The sequence below is a fragment of the Dinghuibacter silviterrae genome, from assembly GCF_004366355.1.
Lineage (GTDB): Bacteria > Bacteroidota > Bacteroidia > Chitinophagales > Chitinophagaceae > Dinghuibacter > Dinghuibacter silviterrae.
On sequence record NZ_SODV01000001.1, the window covers coordinates 857,702 to 872,504 of the forward strand.

The following is a 14,803-nucleotide window of genomic DNA, read 5'->3' on the forward strand; positions in this document are numbered from 1 at the left end:
GACAAGCAGTTTAATGTGAATATTTAAAATCGGTGTAGACACCATTTGTCCATCCAAAGCCTTCCTGGTTGAGGTATTCGCCGTGCACCGCGCGGTTCATCGGGTCCTCGACGTTGTATTTCTCCATCAGTTTTCCGGTCCCCGCATAGACCGTTTCCACGGCCCACATCCAGTTCCGTTTGATCCGGCCGGCCATCCCTTCCAATCCATAGCGTTGCAGCCCCTGACAGGCCACCCACTGGAGCGGGGCCCACCCGTTGGGGGCATCCCATTGCATCTCTGTATACGCAAGTGTCGTGAGCAAACCACCCGGCCGGAGGAAATGCCGGTCGAGCAAGGCCGCCGTTCGCATGGCCTGTTCGGAGGTCGCCACGCCGGCAAACAAAGGGAAAACCATCGCCGCCGTGGGTGCGGGGCATGGTTGTGCCTGCACCAGGTCGTAATCCCCGAAACAACCGGTGCCCGGGTTCCATAAATAGCGTTGAATCGCCCCTTCCCGTCGCTGCGCGCGAAGGCGGTAGTGCGCGGCGCGTTCCCCTTTAAAAGCTTTTTCCAAAGCCCTTTCCAGCAGGAGCAAAAGACAGTTCAGGTCGACCGGCACCAGGTCGGTCGTACGAATGCTTTGCGGCGACCGGCCATCTGCCAGCCACCGGCTGCTAAAGTCCCAGCCCGACTCCCCGCCGGCCCGCAGGTGCCGGAACAAACCAGGATGGCCATGACCCGCAGCAAGGTCGAGGTCGTGCTTATAGCCTTCCGGACGGGGCGTGTCGCGTTCGTCCCAATAACGGTTGAGGTGTTCGCCCCCCGGCATGCGGACGACATGCCGGATGGTCCCCTCGCCGGTCGCTTCCCCTTCCATCCAGAAGGCATATTCTTTTTCCAACTGGGACGCATAGACCGCAAGGCTCCCGGGGCAGAGCTCCAGCATCAACGAGAAAAAGGGCGGCTGCGACCGGCTTAGGAAATAGGTCCGGTTCGCGTTCGGGATAAAACCATAAACGTCGATGAGGTAGGCGAAATTCCTTAGCATCCCCGCCAGCAACTCCGTTTTGCCCGCCACCTTCAACCCCAGCATAGTAAAAAAGCTGTCCCAGTAAAAGATCTCCCCAAACCGTCCCCCCGGTACTACAAAAGGCTCGGGGAGCGGGATCAGGGTGCTGTAGGCATTGGTCGAACGACGGGTCAGCGCCCCCCACATCACGTCGATGTATGCATCGATGGACAGTTTGCCTAAATGGAGGGACGCTTCGCCGTTGGGGAGATCGAAGTACTTATCGAAGAAAGCGCGGAGCTGAAAGCCGGGTTTTTGCTTTTCTTTTCTGTAGCGCTCCAGGATCTGCCGGGCGGGCAGCCGTGGTTCGCAGTCCACAAACGTCTTTTGGTCATCCAGAACCTCGCCCAGCTGGATGTCGACAAACAACTCCCCAAAGTCTTCCACGAAAACTGTCTTGTTTTTCATTGGTTAGCGGTGATTAGAACTCGAATTGAACAAAGGGAGCCGCCTTTCGCGCCGGCCGGCTCCTGACCTGCCGGAAGACAAAAAGCCCCGCGAGCAAAAGGGTGATGGGTAGCAAGGAAAAATAAAATGCGGTCAAACCGTTGTGGTACTGAAAGATCAACCCGGTGATCCTTGACCCCAGGGTGCCCCCCAGGGCCGCGAATATCCCGATGAGTCCGCCCATATATCCTTGCTTGTGCTTTGGCAGGGAGGAGAGGATGATGGAATTCAACACCGGAAAAACAGGCGCCAGCAAAAAGCCGATCAACGGCAACAGGAAGGCCGCCGGGGGCACCTGCGCCCAGGAATGTACCGCCAGGCCCGAGACCCTTTCCACCAGGGGCAGGGCCACCAACACCAGTGCCGCCGTAGCCAGCAGGCACACGACCAGGACCAGGAACCAATTGAGCCGGCGGATCACCAGCCCTACCAGCAGGCGCCCCGCGGCATACGCCGCCGCCAGCAGGCTCGTGATGTCCACGCTGATCGTGGAGGGCAGGTTCAGGACTTTATTGTTAAAGGTGGGGAGCCAGCTCATCGTGCTTTGCTCGATTAGTACGTATAGGAACGCGCAAACCACGAAAGAAACGACTGTCGGCAGCGCCAGGAGCTTCAGCATCGCGTTCCACTCCGCGCCGCCGGGCTCCGCCCAGGCCCTCCCTCCGCCCGCGGCTCCGGCCCGCGCCTCCGACTCGTCCAGTGGGGCCAGCCACAGGTAAACAAACGCCCCCGCCGCCAGCGCGCCGAGCACGAAATACACCTGAAACCAACGCTCCGACCCGGCGTCCCGGTCGTCAATAAAGTGGCTGAAAAGAAAGTAGCCCAGGAAAATGCCCACGCAGAAAAAAGATTCGATAAAATTCATCACACTGATGTGCTCCTTCTCGGAAGACGTGATCAACCCAATCGTGCCGTACACGGATACACGCACCAGGGCAAAACAAATCCCCGTCACGATAAACAATACACCCACCGAAGGAAAAGTGTGGATCAACGGGATGGTGCAGCATGTCAGGGCGATCAGCGCGAGCGCCGCGAGCATGGATCGCTTATACCCCACGCGCGTAATAAGAGAAGTGACCAGGAATGCCGCCACGGCGATGGAGAGGTCCTTGCAGGCCTCCAAAAGGGACGCTCTGGCGGGAAGGACTTTGAAATAACGCTGCACCTGAAGGATGACGGTACCGACACTATTGAGGAGGATCCCGAACAGGAAGTAATTGACGAAGATCGAAATCTTGATACGGGTAGTACGCATAGCAGGCAATATTCGTTAGGATAGCTTCCCTGTAAAATTGGGCAAAAAGTTCAAGTGGTTTTTGGTGTGTATTCACTTTTTATTATACTCTATTAAGCTTTTTTTGGGTATATTAGTCTTGGAGGCCCCAAAAGGAGTGAAGATTGAGTACGAAATCGTCCGGCCGGACGAAGGCAGCTGCTTCAGGACCCTGCACCAAAAAGTCCCCATCAGCAGCCTTTTCTGGCAGTATCACTATCATCCGGAGATAGAGTTGACCTGTGTGCTGAATGGCACAGGTACCCGCCACATCGGCAACCACCTCAGCAACTATACGGGGGGAGACCTCGTGCTCATCGGTAGCGACCTGCCTCATTCCGGTTTGGGGTGGCGGGGCAGCGACCCGCACGAGGAGATCGTGGTGCAGTTCCGCAGGGAAGTGATCCTGCCCTATACCGATCATTTTCCGGAAATGAAGGCCATCCTCCGGCTGATCGAAAGGTCCAGGTTTGGGATCCTGTTTAGCGGGCGGACAAAAGCCGAAGCCACCCGCCGCCTGGAGACCATGCCCGGGCTGCCCCCCTTCGAACGGTATGTCCGGCTGCTGGAAGTCCTTCAATATCTGTCCCAGTCCCAGGACATTACCCTCCTGAACCGCCAAGCGCTCCAGTCCGCGGGGATTGACAAACACAAAAGCCGTCTCCAGAAGGTCCTCACCTACGTGGAGCGGCACTATCATGAAAAGATTGACATCCGGAAGGCGGCCGAGCTGGCTGCGATCTCGCTACCGTCTTTTTGCAACTATTTTAAAAAGACGACCAACATAACTTTTACCGACTTTGTAAACCAGTACCGGGTGCAAATGGCCTGTCTGCAGCTCCAGGAGGACAAAACCGTGGCGGAAATTTGTTTTGAATGCGGGTTTAAGAACGTGACCTATTTCAACAAGGTCTTCAAGCAATTACTGGGGGTAACCCCCACCGCCTTCAGGAAAGGAATAAAAGATGGATAATTGTGCGCATTGTAAAAAAAATCCCCTTATCTTAGCGCCTACCCAAAAGAAAAAAGCCACCTGTAGAAACAGACGGCCTCTAACGATTGCTTGCCATATGAAAAAGTTCAAAAAATCAGCCTTTTATCGGAACCTCTAACTTTTGCCTTCCATCCTCTACGATTGTCTTGCCATATGTTCTGTTCCGATGACGATGTAAAAGTAATGCGCTAATTTTGCCTCCACAAAACAACTTGCTTGGGATTTACTCATGCCAAAAGGGTTAATAAAAACTGAAAACCCTGGCCAGGACTGCGTTTTAGGAGATTTTCATTATGACGCCCAACAGCTTAACCGATGCCTTATTCCAACTCGTACAATCGTTAGAAAAGTCAGAAAAAAGGCACTTTAAATTATATATCAATAGAAGTTCAGGAAAAGAGGAGCTCAGGATCAGCCAGTTATTGGATGCTTTGGACAAAATGCCGGAATACGACGAGCGCTTATTGCTCAAAAAACTGGCCCCCATCACAAAACCGCAGCTCGCCAACCTCAAGACACACCTCTACAAACAGCTCCTGGCCTCCCTGCGTCTGTTAAAGACAGCGGAAAACATTGATCTTCAACTAAGTGAACAGTTGGACTATGCCCGTTTGCTCTACAATAAGGGACTCAAGCACCAAAGCCTGAAGATCCTGGAGAAGGCAAAGGAAATGGCCAAAAACAACCACAAGTTCAATTTCCTGGCCCAGGTCATTTCCCTGGAAAAGAAAATTGAAACCCTCCACATCACCCGCAGCTCCCAGGAAAAGGTCGAAGCCCTGGCCGAAGAATCCCGGGAGATCACCGGCCACATCGACCGGGTGTCCCGGCTGTCCAGCCTGGCGCTCCAGCTCTACCGCTGGTATATCAAAAACGGCCACGCCCGCAACGTCGCCGACGAAAAGAGTATCAGGGACTTCTTTTACAAGCACCTACCAGCAGACGCGCACGCCATTACCGACTTTTACGAGCTACTTTACCTTTACCAGAGCTACTCTTGGTTTGCCTTTATCCGCCAGGATTTCCTGCAGTACTACCGGTATTCCCAAAAATGGGTCGACCTTTTCCACAACAAGGAGGTCATGATCGGCGTGGAACCCGGGCACTATATCAAGGGGATGCACAACCTCCTCAACGCCCACTTCGACCTGAGGAACTACAGGGAATTCGACCGGACGCTCGAACGTTTCGAAGCCTATGCGGTGACCCCCGTCGCCAACCTCCACGACAACTTCCGGATCCATACGTTTATTTATATCAACGCGGCAAAGATCAACCAACACCTGATGGAGGGTTCGTTCAATGAAGGCCTGGCGCTCATCCGCCAGATCGAGCAACCCATGCATGACTCCGCCCCCTATATGGATTTGCACCGCCTGATGGTTTTCAATTATAAGATCGCCACCCTCCATTTCGGCGCGGAAGACTACAGCACCTGTATCGACTACCTCCAAAAGGTCATGACCGGACAAGCCGACCTGCGCATAGACCTCCAATGCTATGCCCGCCTGCTCCACCTCATGGCCCACTACGAATTGGGCAACTATGAGCTGATGGAGTCCCTTACAAAGTCCGTTTACCGCTTTATGGCCCGGATGAAAAACCTCACGGTCGTCGAGGAAGAAATGTTCCGCTTTTTGCGCAGCTCCTTTGTCGTCTCCCCCAGGGAACTCCGGCCAGAGCTGGAAAAATTCCTCGACAAGATCAAACACCTGGAGGGCAACCGCTTCGAAACCCGTGCTTTTGCCTACCTCGATATCATTTCCTGGGTGGAAAGCAAGGTCTACCGCAAGCCGCTTAGCACGATTATTAAAGAAAAGTTTATGCAGAGCAAGCACCGCGCCTGAGGCGCGGGGGTATCTTGCGGTATGCAAAAATTCCTCTTCCTGTTCTTGCTGACGCCGTTTCTGGGCTCGGCCCAGCGTTACACGGTGGCCAACGCCCATTCCCACAACGACTACGAACAAGCCGTGCCTTTCCGTTGGGCCTACGGCGAAGCCTTCGGTTCCATCGAAGCCGACGTCTACCTCATCCACGACACGCTTTTCACCGCCCACGATACCCCTGAACTCGCCCGTCACCGGACCCTCGAAGAATGGTACATCAAACCCCTCGACTCCTGTGTCGCGGCCCACGGCGGCTACCCCTATGCCGATACCAGCCGGATGTTGCAGATGCTCATCGAGCCCAAAACCGACGGGGTCCCCATCATCGCTGCGCTACTGAAAATCCTCGCGCATTACCCACGCCTGACCGCCAACCCCCATTTGCGCTGGACGATCACGGGGAACCGCCCCGATCCCTCGACCTTTGCGACCTATCCTTCTTTTATCTGGTTTGACGGGGAATTCGATAAGACCTATACGCCCGACGCCCTTGCGCGGGTCGCCCTCTTTAGCGACGACTTCCGCAATTATTCGCTGTGGCTGGGCCGCATCGCGCTGCCCGCGGCGGATCGCGCGCGCCTGAAGGCCGCCGTCGACAGGGCGCACGCCCTTGGAAAGCCCGTCCGTTTCTGGGATGCGCCGGATAGCCCGGCGGCCTGGAAGCAGTTGATGGAGTTGGGCGCCGACTGGATCAATACGGATCACATAAAGGCCCTATCGGCGTACTTGGCCGCTACTGCAGGGCCTGCTCGATAGCCCCTTCTATCGCGACGTACACCTGTTTTTTCGGCTCGCTGAACTCTTTGTTGACAAGCACCACGGCCGCATACCCACGCCCAAAGTCGACAAAGGCCCAACTGCCCTTCAGGCTCGGGGCGCAGATCAAGGGCTGGCCGGAGGCGTCTGTGCTTTGGATCCAGGCGCCCATCGCGTAGGTGTAGCCATCGACGCCGATGGGGGAAGACTTGATCTGGGCGGCGGTGGTCTCCGCTTTGAGCAGCTCGGCCACCGAAGCTTCGGAGAGGACGCGCTTTCCGTTAAAGACCCCTTTATTGAGGATCATGGTGGCAAAGTTCAAAAGCTCCAAAGGCGAACACAGCGCGCCATCGGCGGGGTCAACGGCACTGACGCCAAAGGGAAAGCTGCTGCGTTGCATATTAAGTGGACGGAAAAGGGTCTCTTTGACCAGTTGGGCGAAGGATTTTTTGGTGATGACCTCCAGGACCCGGCCCGCGATGGCATAACCGGCGTCCGTATAACGGAACTCGGTCCCGGGGTTTGTTCCGATCTCCCTTTTGGCACAGAGGTCGTTTACTTCGGCTTCGAGGGTGGAATACTTCCCGAGGTGAAAGCTGCCGATGCCCGCGCCCGCCAGGCCGGTAAAGTGCGTAAGACATTGACGGACGGTGATGTAGGCCTTGCCATACGTCTTGAAAATGGGCAGGTAGGTGCTCACTTTGTCGTCTAAGGAGAGCTTGCCCTGGTCGACCAGTGCGAGGGTCAGGGCGGCGGTGAGCCACTTGCTGATGCTGCCGACGGGCACCGGCAGGTTTGCTTTGGCTTCTCCCATTTCGCGGCCGTATACAAGCTGGTTGTTCTTGTCTACCAGGACGGTGAAGTTCTTGTCGAGGTTTTTCTGGTTGGCCTCCAGGACCTGGTCCAGGGGTTTGAAGTTATAGGTGGACGGAGCGATCACCAGTTTTTGGGCAAAAATGAGGCTGGGGGCTAACAGGCATAAGCCTAGGATAAAGGAACGGGTGGTAGTCAACATGAATTAAAGATAAAAGGAATTCCGTTTTCCGCTCCAGGTTTACGACGACCGGCTGTATAAAAACGACACATTACAAACGGGCGGCTTTTTATATTGCACCATTCCACCTCCAAACGGCTGCAATATTTAAAAGACCTGGATATAATGAAGATATCTACGTGTAAGGCATTGTGTACAATCCTCTTTTGTGTGTTCCTGGGGACCGCTGTCCGTGCCCAGCAGGGCAAAATTGTCGGCAAGGTATTTTCCACGACCCGCGAGGGGCTGGGCGGTGCCACGATTAGTCTACAACTTTCAAGGGATACAACGGTGACGAAGCAAACCGTCGTGACCGACAGCACCGGAAAGTTCGTGTTTAGCAACGTACCGTTGGGCGCCTATCGCGTGCACGCTACCGCCCTGAACTACCAGGATGCCAACAAGCCGGTCCGCCTGACCGCCGTAAAGCCCGTTGTCCTGCTGGACTCCGTTTTCCTGGGGTCGGCCTTCCAGTCGATGGGGGGCATCGTGATCACCGTGCCCCGTCGTCAGGCGGCGGTCAAAAACGATACCACCGAATTTAACGCAGGCGCCTACCACGTCCGCGCCAACGGAACTACGGAGGATTTGTTTAAGAAGGTGCCGGGTCTGGAGGTCGATCAAAGCGGGACCGTCAAGGCCCAGGGGGAACAGGTCACCCAGATCTACGTGGACGGGAAACCGTTTATGGGGTCCGACCTGAAAACCGTCATGGAGAACTTTCCCGCAGACGTGATCGACAAGGTCCAGATCATCGATAAAAAGAGCGACCAGGCCCTCGCCACGGGGGTAGAAGACGGACAGCACACCAAGATCATCAACATTACCCTGAAGAAAAACCGCAAGCGGGGTATTTTTGGAAATGATTATGTGGGCGTAGGAACTGAAGGCAGGTATGAAGCAAAAACCAACACCAACCTGTTCAACAACAACCGCAAACTGACGATCGTTGCCGGTGGTAACAACGACGGCCGGAGCGACAACTCCAACAGCACCAGCGGCACGACCGACGCCACCTACAATAACTGGAACGGCGTCACGGACTACAAACAACTCAAACTCAACTTCGCCAACAAGATCGGAAAGGGCTTCGACTACAGCCTTTACGCGGGCTACGATCAATACAAGACGGACCGCGAACAACGCATCGACCGGCAAAACATATTTACGGATTCGTCTACCTACTACCACGAAATCAACAGCACCCATTCCACCTACCGCAACGGGAATGGCGGTCTTTATTTCGAGTTCAGACCCGATACCCTGAACTTCATGCGGTTTAACGAAACCGTAGGATACGCCCACAGCACCAGCCAGACCAACGCATCCTATACGACGCTCTTAGCCGATTCCACCATGGTCAACAACGGGACGCGTTTTAATTCGAACACCACCGACAATCCTTTTGTCAACGGCAACATCAGCTATAGCCACCGTTTCAAGGGCACCCACCGGAGCCTTTTCCTAAACTTCAGCAACAACATCAACAACACGACCACCGGGACGAACAACATTACCTACGACAATTACACCCCACCCGATACGACGCCCTACCAGCAGTTCGTCAACCAATACCAGCACAACCCCAGCCGCAATACCGCACTGGGCGCCGCTGCCAGCTATACCGAACCGATCAGTCAAAGAAGCTCCCTCAACCTGAGCTACAACTATGATTATGGGCGAAACGATATCCCGCAGACGGCGTATGACTATAATACCGTCACCCAAAAATACGACCTGCCCAACGACACCCTGACCGATCACTTTGCGGCGACGAACTACCAAAACAACGTCTCCCTGAATTACCGCTATGGAACCGCAACGTATGGTTTCGGGGCCGGTGTCCGCTGGCTGGATGCGGTGATCAACAGCCAGTCCTTTGGCAAGGATACGTCCAACCAGCAAAGCTATAAAGGCTTTGCCCCCAACCTGAGTTTCTATTCCAACGGCAAAAACCGCCACTTCTACGCCTATTACAATTTCAGCGTCCAGGCCCCCACGGCTACCCAGCTGACCCCCCTGGTCAACAACAGCAACCCCCTCTACCTTGTCCTGGGGAACCCCAACCTCCACTATGCCCAAACCCATAGCGTACACTATTCCTATAGTTTCTATAATCCCAAAAAGGACGAAGGTTTCAATTCCAACGCTACCTTTAACGACGTCGTAGACTATATCTCCAACAGCACCACCGTCGACAATACCACCGGCGCCCAGGTCACCCAACCCGTCAACCTCAACGGCGCGTATAACTACAACGGCTGGTTCTCTTACTTCCGCCCGTTTCCCTTCGGAGAAAAAGACAAGCTCCGCTGGAACGTCAATCTCTGGACACAGGGTGGGAAAAACAGTAACCTGCTCAACGGAACCGACAACGTCAACACCAGCAACTACACACGGGTATACATGGGGCTCACATACGACAGCCACCAATGGCTGGACCTCCACACCGACATGAGCCTCGCCCGCCAGGAAAGCGACTATTCCCTAGAACCCAACCTCAACAATGTCGCGTACTTCCTGGACATCAGCCCCAACATCACCTTCCAGGTCGCCCCCCGTACCGAGGTCAACATCGACTACGACTATCGCCAGTCCACCGGTCAGTCCGCAGGCTTCAACACCTCGGTCAATATGCTCAACGCCGATTTTGTCCAGTACTTCGACAACAAAAAAGACATCTGGCTAAAAGTCAAAGGCTATGACCTCCTCAACCAAAATGTCAGCGTCTGGCGCACCACCGGCAGCAACTACATCCAGGATACCCGCTCCAACGTCCTGACCCGCTTCGTCCTGGTCAGCCTGAACGTCCGCATCAACAAATTCCTGGCTCCGCCCCCTCCCCCCAAGGAGATCAATATGGGCGACCCGGGGCGGCCAGACGTGATGTAAATGTGGGCGCTTAATTGCAGGCGCGCATCCGCTTTTTTTAAATCGACACATGCTTTTTCCTTGCTGCCGAGTTTCGCGCAGGCAAATACCCATGCCTATGTTGGAAGGATAATTTTCAGGATACTTCGCGTTTACTTTTACAAATAGATCGTGAAACTACGGGTGCGTTGGTTCATCATGGCATATTGGTTTTTAGGGTCGGATATGTGAGAGAAATTAAAGATATGATAGAGAATTGTTTGTGCATAGGGTTTTTGCGATTTTGGAAAATTTTGCATATTTTTAACGTCCCTAGTAAAATTCCGTCCTATGAAGCTGTATAGCATGACCGTACCAGCTATCGTATTGCTGTCCCTTTACACAGGGAAAAAGACGATCTCCACCCCCGTGATCGTCGGGAAAGCCGCAGCGCCTCCTCCCGCTCCTACAGCCGCACTTATACCATCTCCGGCCGGTGTGAATCCGGACGCTTACCAGATGGCCATGAAAGGATACCAGCACCTGCGAAAGGTTGGCCAGCTTCGGAATACCCGTGTACTTACGATCATAGACTACACATTGTCCTCTCTTCAGAAGCGCTTGTTTGTGGTGGACGTAAAAAGCGGTAAGGTCCTGTATAACACCTACGTGGCCCATGGCATGAACTCCGGGAAGGAATACGCCCACAAGTTCTCCAACGCCCTGGAGTCTCTGGAGACCAGTCTTGGATTTTATGTGACCATGAATGCCTACGAGGGCAAGAACGGTCTGGCCCTTCGCCTCAAGGGCATGGAAAAAGGTATAAACGACAACGCGACCCGCCGGGGGATCGTCTTACACGGGGCGGATTATGTCAGTGTTGGATACGGCCGGCAGAAGGGATTTATGGGCCGGAGCGAGGGCTGTCCGGCGGTGCCCAAAAGCCAGACCGGGCCCATTGTACGCTCCATCCTGGGGGGCAGCGCGGTGTTCGCCTACTATCCCAGCGCCCAGTATTTGGGTAAGTCTAAATTGGTGACAATCAATGGGATGGAGCCGGTCCATGGGCATGGCAATCCCCTCCCGTAATTGTACTATCTTTGCGCCCGGATTCGCACGGTGGATTTTTTGTTTATATTACAACGAAGTTTATATTTGTCATCCGGCAATTTTAACAGTACACCCCCGTTTAAAAAAAACGGGATAAAATCCAAACAGTATCCTAATTTAAAACCCTTTAAGAGAAGATGATGAAGAAAAACCGTTTTAGCGTACATGTTATCGGCCTTATCTGCCTTCTTTGCTGTCTCGCCCATTTGTCTTTCCGGTTACCCGCCTCCCAGCGCCCCGGCCCTTCCTTTGGCTGTATTCTTCCCCTGATATCCGTGGCACCTATGAGCGGGATTTCCGCCTGGATGGAGGAGTACGACGAACTCCACCTGGATTCACTCGGTCTTTCTCTCGAAGCCTTTACAACGGCCGTTAGAGGGTACCAGCACCTCCTCTCCAAGGGGCTCCTCGATCGCGACGGTCTGTTGACGATCATCGACTTTAGCCAGTCTTCCAAAAACAAACGTTTTTATGTGTTGGACCTGAACGCGATGAAGGTCCTGTTCAATACCTACGTGGCCCACGGCCGCCGCTCCGGCGCCGAGTTTGCCACCTCCTTTTCCGACCGGAACCACTCAAACAAAAGCAGCCTCGGCTTCTATGTCACCCGTAATACCTACAACGGGGGCGAAGGCTACTCCCTGCGTCTGGAAGGTCTTGACAAAGGCTTCAACGACAAGGCCCTGGCCCGCAACGTCGTGGTCCATGGTTCCTGGTACGTCAACGAACAATTCCTCAGCTCCCACGGGATGATGGGCCGCAGCCTCGGGTGCCCCGCGGTCCCGATGGAAGAGCACGAACAGATCATCGATTCGATCAAAGACGGGAGTTGCGTGTTTATGTACTACCCGGATCCCAACTACCTACATCATTCCCGGGTCCTAAAGGGCTAAACCCCCGGCACCCGGCTCTCGGCCCGTCGCTTCCCGGCTCCCCGCGTCCTGCCCCCCAGGCGCAACCGCGTTGCCCGCGAAGTGGGATGTACATTTTAGTCACTTTTCCGTGGGATTAAAACCGGTAATGCATTGCAGGCCGTAACCCCACGGAAAAGTGACTAAAATGTACATCCCACTTCGCTGAGACACGTACCGGCCCGATGGGGTAAGCGTACAGGACTGGTATGATATTTTAATTTTAATGAAAGAAGAAGGTTCCGGCCACCTGGCAGAGGAACCCGACGAGGAATCCGAGGACGAGTTCGCGTTGGGTGTGGTTGGATACGATTAGGCGGGCGGACCAGACGAGGCCGGCGATTAAAATGGAGATCGCCAGGGGGAGGGCGGTGCCTTGGGCACCCTGGAGGCTGATGAGGAGGAAGAAGGCGACGAGGCCGCCCACGCCGATGGTGTGCATGCTGATCTTTAGGAAGGTGTTGAAGATCAAGGCGGCGGAGGCGGAAAGGAATACCCCGAAGAGCATGGCGGTCATGGGGGCGGGGGTGTCGCCGAGGTTGCGCATGGCCATCCAGTCCCAAAAATACCAGGTCAGGGTGGCCACGTAGGGAATGATCCGGTCCGAGGCGTCCTTCATCTGGATGGACTTTATAAAACCCACGGCGCGGGCCAGCAGCACGGAAATCAGCGGGAAAAATACACTGTTGAGCACCACCGTCAGCAGCCGGAAGAGCTTGATGTGGGGGCTGACGCCGAGATAAAGGACGGGATCCGCAAAGATCAGGTAGGCAGCCATCAGGGGCACCAGCCAGATGGGATGAAAGAGGTAACTGACGACGGTCGCGATGATTTTCTTCATAACTCTTTCCGGAGACGGGCCACGGGGATGTTGAGTTGTTCCCGGTATTTGGCCACCGTCCGGCGCGCAATATTATACCCTTTTTCCTGTAAAAGTTCGGTGAGCCGCTCGTCGCTGAGGGGTTTTTTCTTGTTTTCCCCCTCCACCAGGTCGCTTAGGATCTTTTTGACCTCCCGGGTGGAGACCTCTTCCCCGCTTTCGGTGCTGAGGGATTCGCTAAAAAAGAACTTAAGCCGGTAGGTCCCGAACTCCGTCTGGACGAATTTGCTGTTGGCCACGCGGCTGACGGTGGAAATGTCCAGCCCGGTCCTTTCGGCAATGTCCTTGAGGATCATTGGCCTTAGGGTGGTTTCGTCCCCCGTGAGGAAAAACTCGTGCTGGTAGTCCATAATGGCCTGCATGGTGCTGAGCAGGGTATGCTGGCGCTGCTTGATGGCGTCGATAAACCATTTGGCGGCGTCGATCTTCTGTTTGATAAAAAGGACCGCCTCTTTTTGACGCTTGTCCTTTTTGCTTCCCCGGTCGTATTCCTTGAGCATTTCCCGGTAGCCTTCGCTGATCCGGAGGTCAGGTGCATTTTTGGAGTTGAGGGTCAGTTCCAGCCGCCCCGCATTGTTCAGGATGAAAAAGTCCGGGATGACATAGCTTTCCGCTTTGTTGAGCTCACCCACGCTACCGCCGGGCCGGGGGTTGAGCCGTATGATCTGGCCGATCACGTCCCTCAGGTCGTCGTCGTTGAGGTTCAGGCCGCGCTGGATCTTTTCGTAGTGTTTTTTGGTGAACTCGTCGAAGTAGCGCTGCATGATCTCGATCGCCTTGTCCACCTTTTTGCCCTCCGCTTTCTGGCGTTCCAGCTGGAGCAAAAGACATTCCTGGAGGTTGCGGGCGCAGATACCCGGGGGATCAAACAACTGGATCTGCCGGATGAGGTCCTCGACCTCCTCTTCGGTCGCCTCCACGCCTTGCCGGAAGGCCAGGTCGTCTACGATCGCGGAAATCTCCCGCCTCAGGTAGCCGTCGTCGTCCAGGCTTCCAATGATCTGTTCGGCGATCCGCCGTTTGCGATCGTTGAGGGGAAGCATCCCCAGCTGGTCCAGGAGGTGTTCGTGAAAGGTCTTTTCTATGCGGTGCGGAATGGTCTTTTGTTCCTCGTTGTCCCCATAGTTGTCGTCCCGGAGCCGGTAGTCGCCTACCTCGTCATCCCCTTCATGGACGTACTCGCTGATATCGATCTGACCGTATTCGTCCTCGCTTCCGTCCTTTTCGTATTCATCCCCTTCTCCCTCGAACTCTTCCTGGTGATTGTCCTCGAAATTATCCTCGTGGTCTTCTTCCGTAACTTCCAGTGCGGGGTTCTCTTCGAGCTCCTCCTTTATCCGTTCTTCCAGGTTCGCCGTAGGCACCTGCAACAACTTCATCAGCTGGATCTGCTGAGGAGAAAGTTTCTGGAGGAGCTTTTGCTGTAAACTTTGACTAAGTGCCATACAGTGGTAAATTTACATACAAATTCAATTGGGTATGAAAAAGTGGAATAAATTTTGCTACGTTTTTTCGTCCCTCTCCTTTTTCGTTCCCGCTCTTAAGGCTCAAATATTGAACACGCCTAACTTTCAGGCGAAACCACCCGTCCAGGTACAGTACATTGGCG

The 14,803-nt window shown here is 54.6% G+C and carries 11 protein-coding genes; 6 read left to right on the forward strand and 5 right to left on the reverse strand.

The features are described 5' to 3' along the window. Window positions 1–10 precede the first annotated feature (10 nt). Together EDB95_RS03775 and EDB95_RS03780 are read right to left on the reverse strand one after the other, a co-directional pair. On the reverse strand, window positions 11–1,459 hold the full coding sequence (locus EDB95_RS03775) for a trehalase family glycosidase (RefSeq protein ID WP_133990731.1): 1,449 nt from the start codon (window positions 1,457–1,459) through the stop codon (window positions 11–13). 13 nt (window positions 1,460–1,472) lie between these two features. Further along, a complete protein-coding gene (locus tag EDB95_RS03780) occupies window positions 1,473–2,756 on the reverse strand; it encodes an MFS transporter (protein WP_133990733.1) in 1,284 nt (427 codons plus the stop codon). A 136-nt stretch (window positions 2,757–2,892) separates the two neighbouring features. Between EDB95_RS03780 and EDB95_RS03785 the strand changes: the two genes are divergently transcribed. The 3 genes from EDB95_RS03785 (at window position 2,893) to EDB95_RS03795 (ending at window position 6,410) form a co-directional block, all read left to right on the forward strand. Beyond that, entirely contained in the window at window positions 2,893–3,747 is an 855-nt protein-coding gene (locus EDB95_RS03785; protein WP_133990736.1) for an AraC family transcriptional regulator, read from the forward strand. 461 nt (window positions 3,748–4,208) lie between these two features. Further along, window positions 4,209–5,615: a hypothetical protein gene (locus EDB95_RS03790; RefSeq protein ID WP_317129032.1), complete on the forward strand. Its 1,407-nt coding sequence runs from the start codon at window positions 4,209–4,211 to the stop codon at window positions 5,613–5,615. Between the two features lie 21 nt (window positions 5,616–5,636). Continuing rightward, window positions 5,637–6,410, forward strand: a complete 774-nt coding sequence (locus tag EDB95_RS03795; protein ID WP_133990740.1) for a PI-PLC domain-containing protein — start codon at window positions 5,637–5,639, stop codon at window positions 6,408–6,410. Here EDB95_RS03795 and EDB95_RS03800 read toward each other — a convergent pair. Beyond that, window positions 6,388–7,425, reverse strand: a complete 1,038-nt coding sequence (locus EDB95_RS03800) for a serine hydrolase domain-containing protein (RefSeq protein WP_133990742.1) — start codon at window positions 7,423–7,425, stop codon at window positions 6,388–6,390. The genes EDB95_RS03795 and EDB95_RS03800 overlap by 23 nt on opposite strands. A gap of 144 nt (window positions 7,426–7,569) precedes the next feature. Between EDB95_RS03800 and EDB95_RS03805 the strand changes: the two genes are divergently transcribed. The 3 genes from EDB95_RS03805 to EDB95_RS03815 all read left to right on the forward strand — a co-directional run bounded on the left by EDB95_RS03805 (window position 7,570) and on the right by EDB95_RS03815 (window position 12,296). Further along, complete coding sequence (locus tag EDB95_RS03805; RefSeq protein ID WP_133990744.1) at window positions 7,570–10,335, forward strand: TonB-dependent receptor; 2,766 nt, start codon at window positions 7,570–7,572, stop codon at window positions 10,333–10,335. 309 nt (window positions 10,336–10,644) lie between these two features. After that, entirely contained in the window at window positions 10,645–11,382 is a 738-nt protein-coding gene (locus tag EDB95_RS03810) for a murein L,D-transpeptidase catalytic domain family protein (RefSeq protein WP_133990746.1), read from the forward strand. 158 nt (window positions 11,383–11,540) lie between these two features. Continuing rightward, window positions 11,541–12,296, forward strand: coding sequence for a murein L,D-transpeptidase catalytic domain family protein (locus tag EDB95_RS03815; RefSeq protein WP_133990748.1), 756 nt, complete (start codon window positions 11,541–11,543; stop codon window positions 12,294–12,296). A gap of 241 nt (window positions 12,297–12,537) precedes the next feature. Here EDB95_RS03815 and EDB95_RS03820 read toward each other — a convergent pair whose 3' ends face one another. Continuing rightward, window positions 12,538–13,155 (reverse strand): hypothetical protein, encoded by a 618-nt coding sequence (locus tag EDB95_RS03820; RefSeq protein WP_133990750.1) that lies wholly within the window; start codon window positions 13,153–13,155, stop codon window positions 12,538–12,540. Beyond that, window positions 13,152–14,639 carry an RNA polymerase factor sigma-54 gene (gene rpoN / locus EDB95_RS03825; protein ID WP_133990752.1) on the reverse strand — a complete coding sequence of 496 codons (1,488 nt, stop codon included), beginning with the start codon at window positions 14,637–14,639 and terminating at the stop codon, window positions 13,152–13,154. Before rpoN ends, EDB95_RS03820 begins: the two co-directional genes overlap by 4 nt. Window positions 14,640–14,803 lie beyond the last annotated feature (164 nt).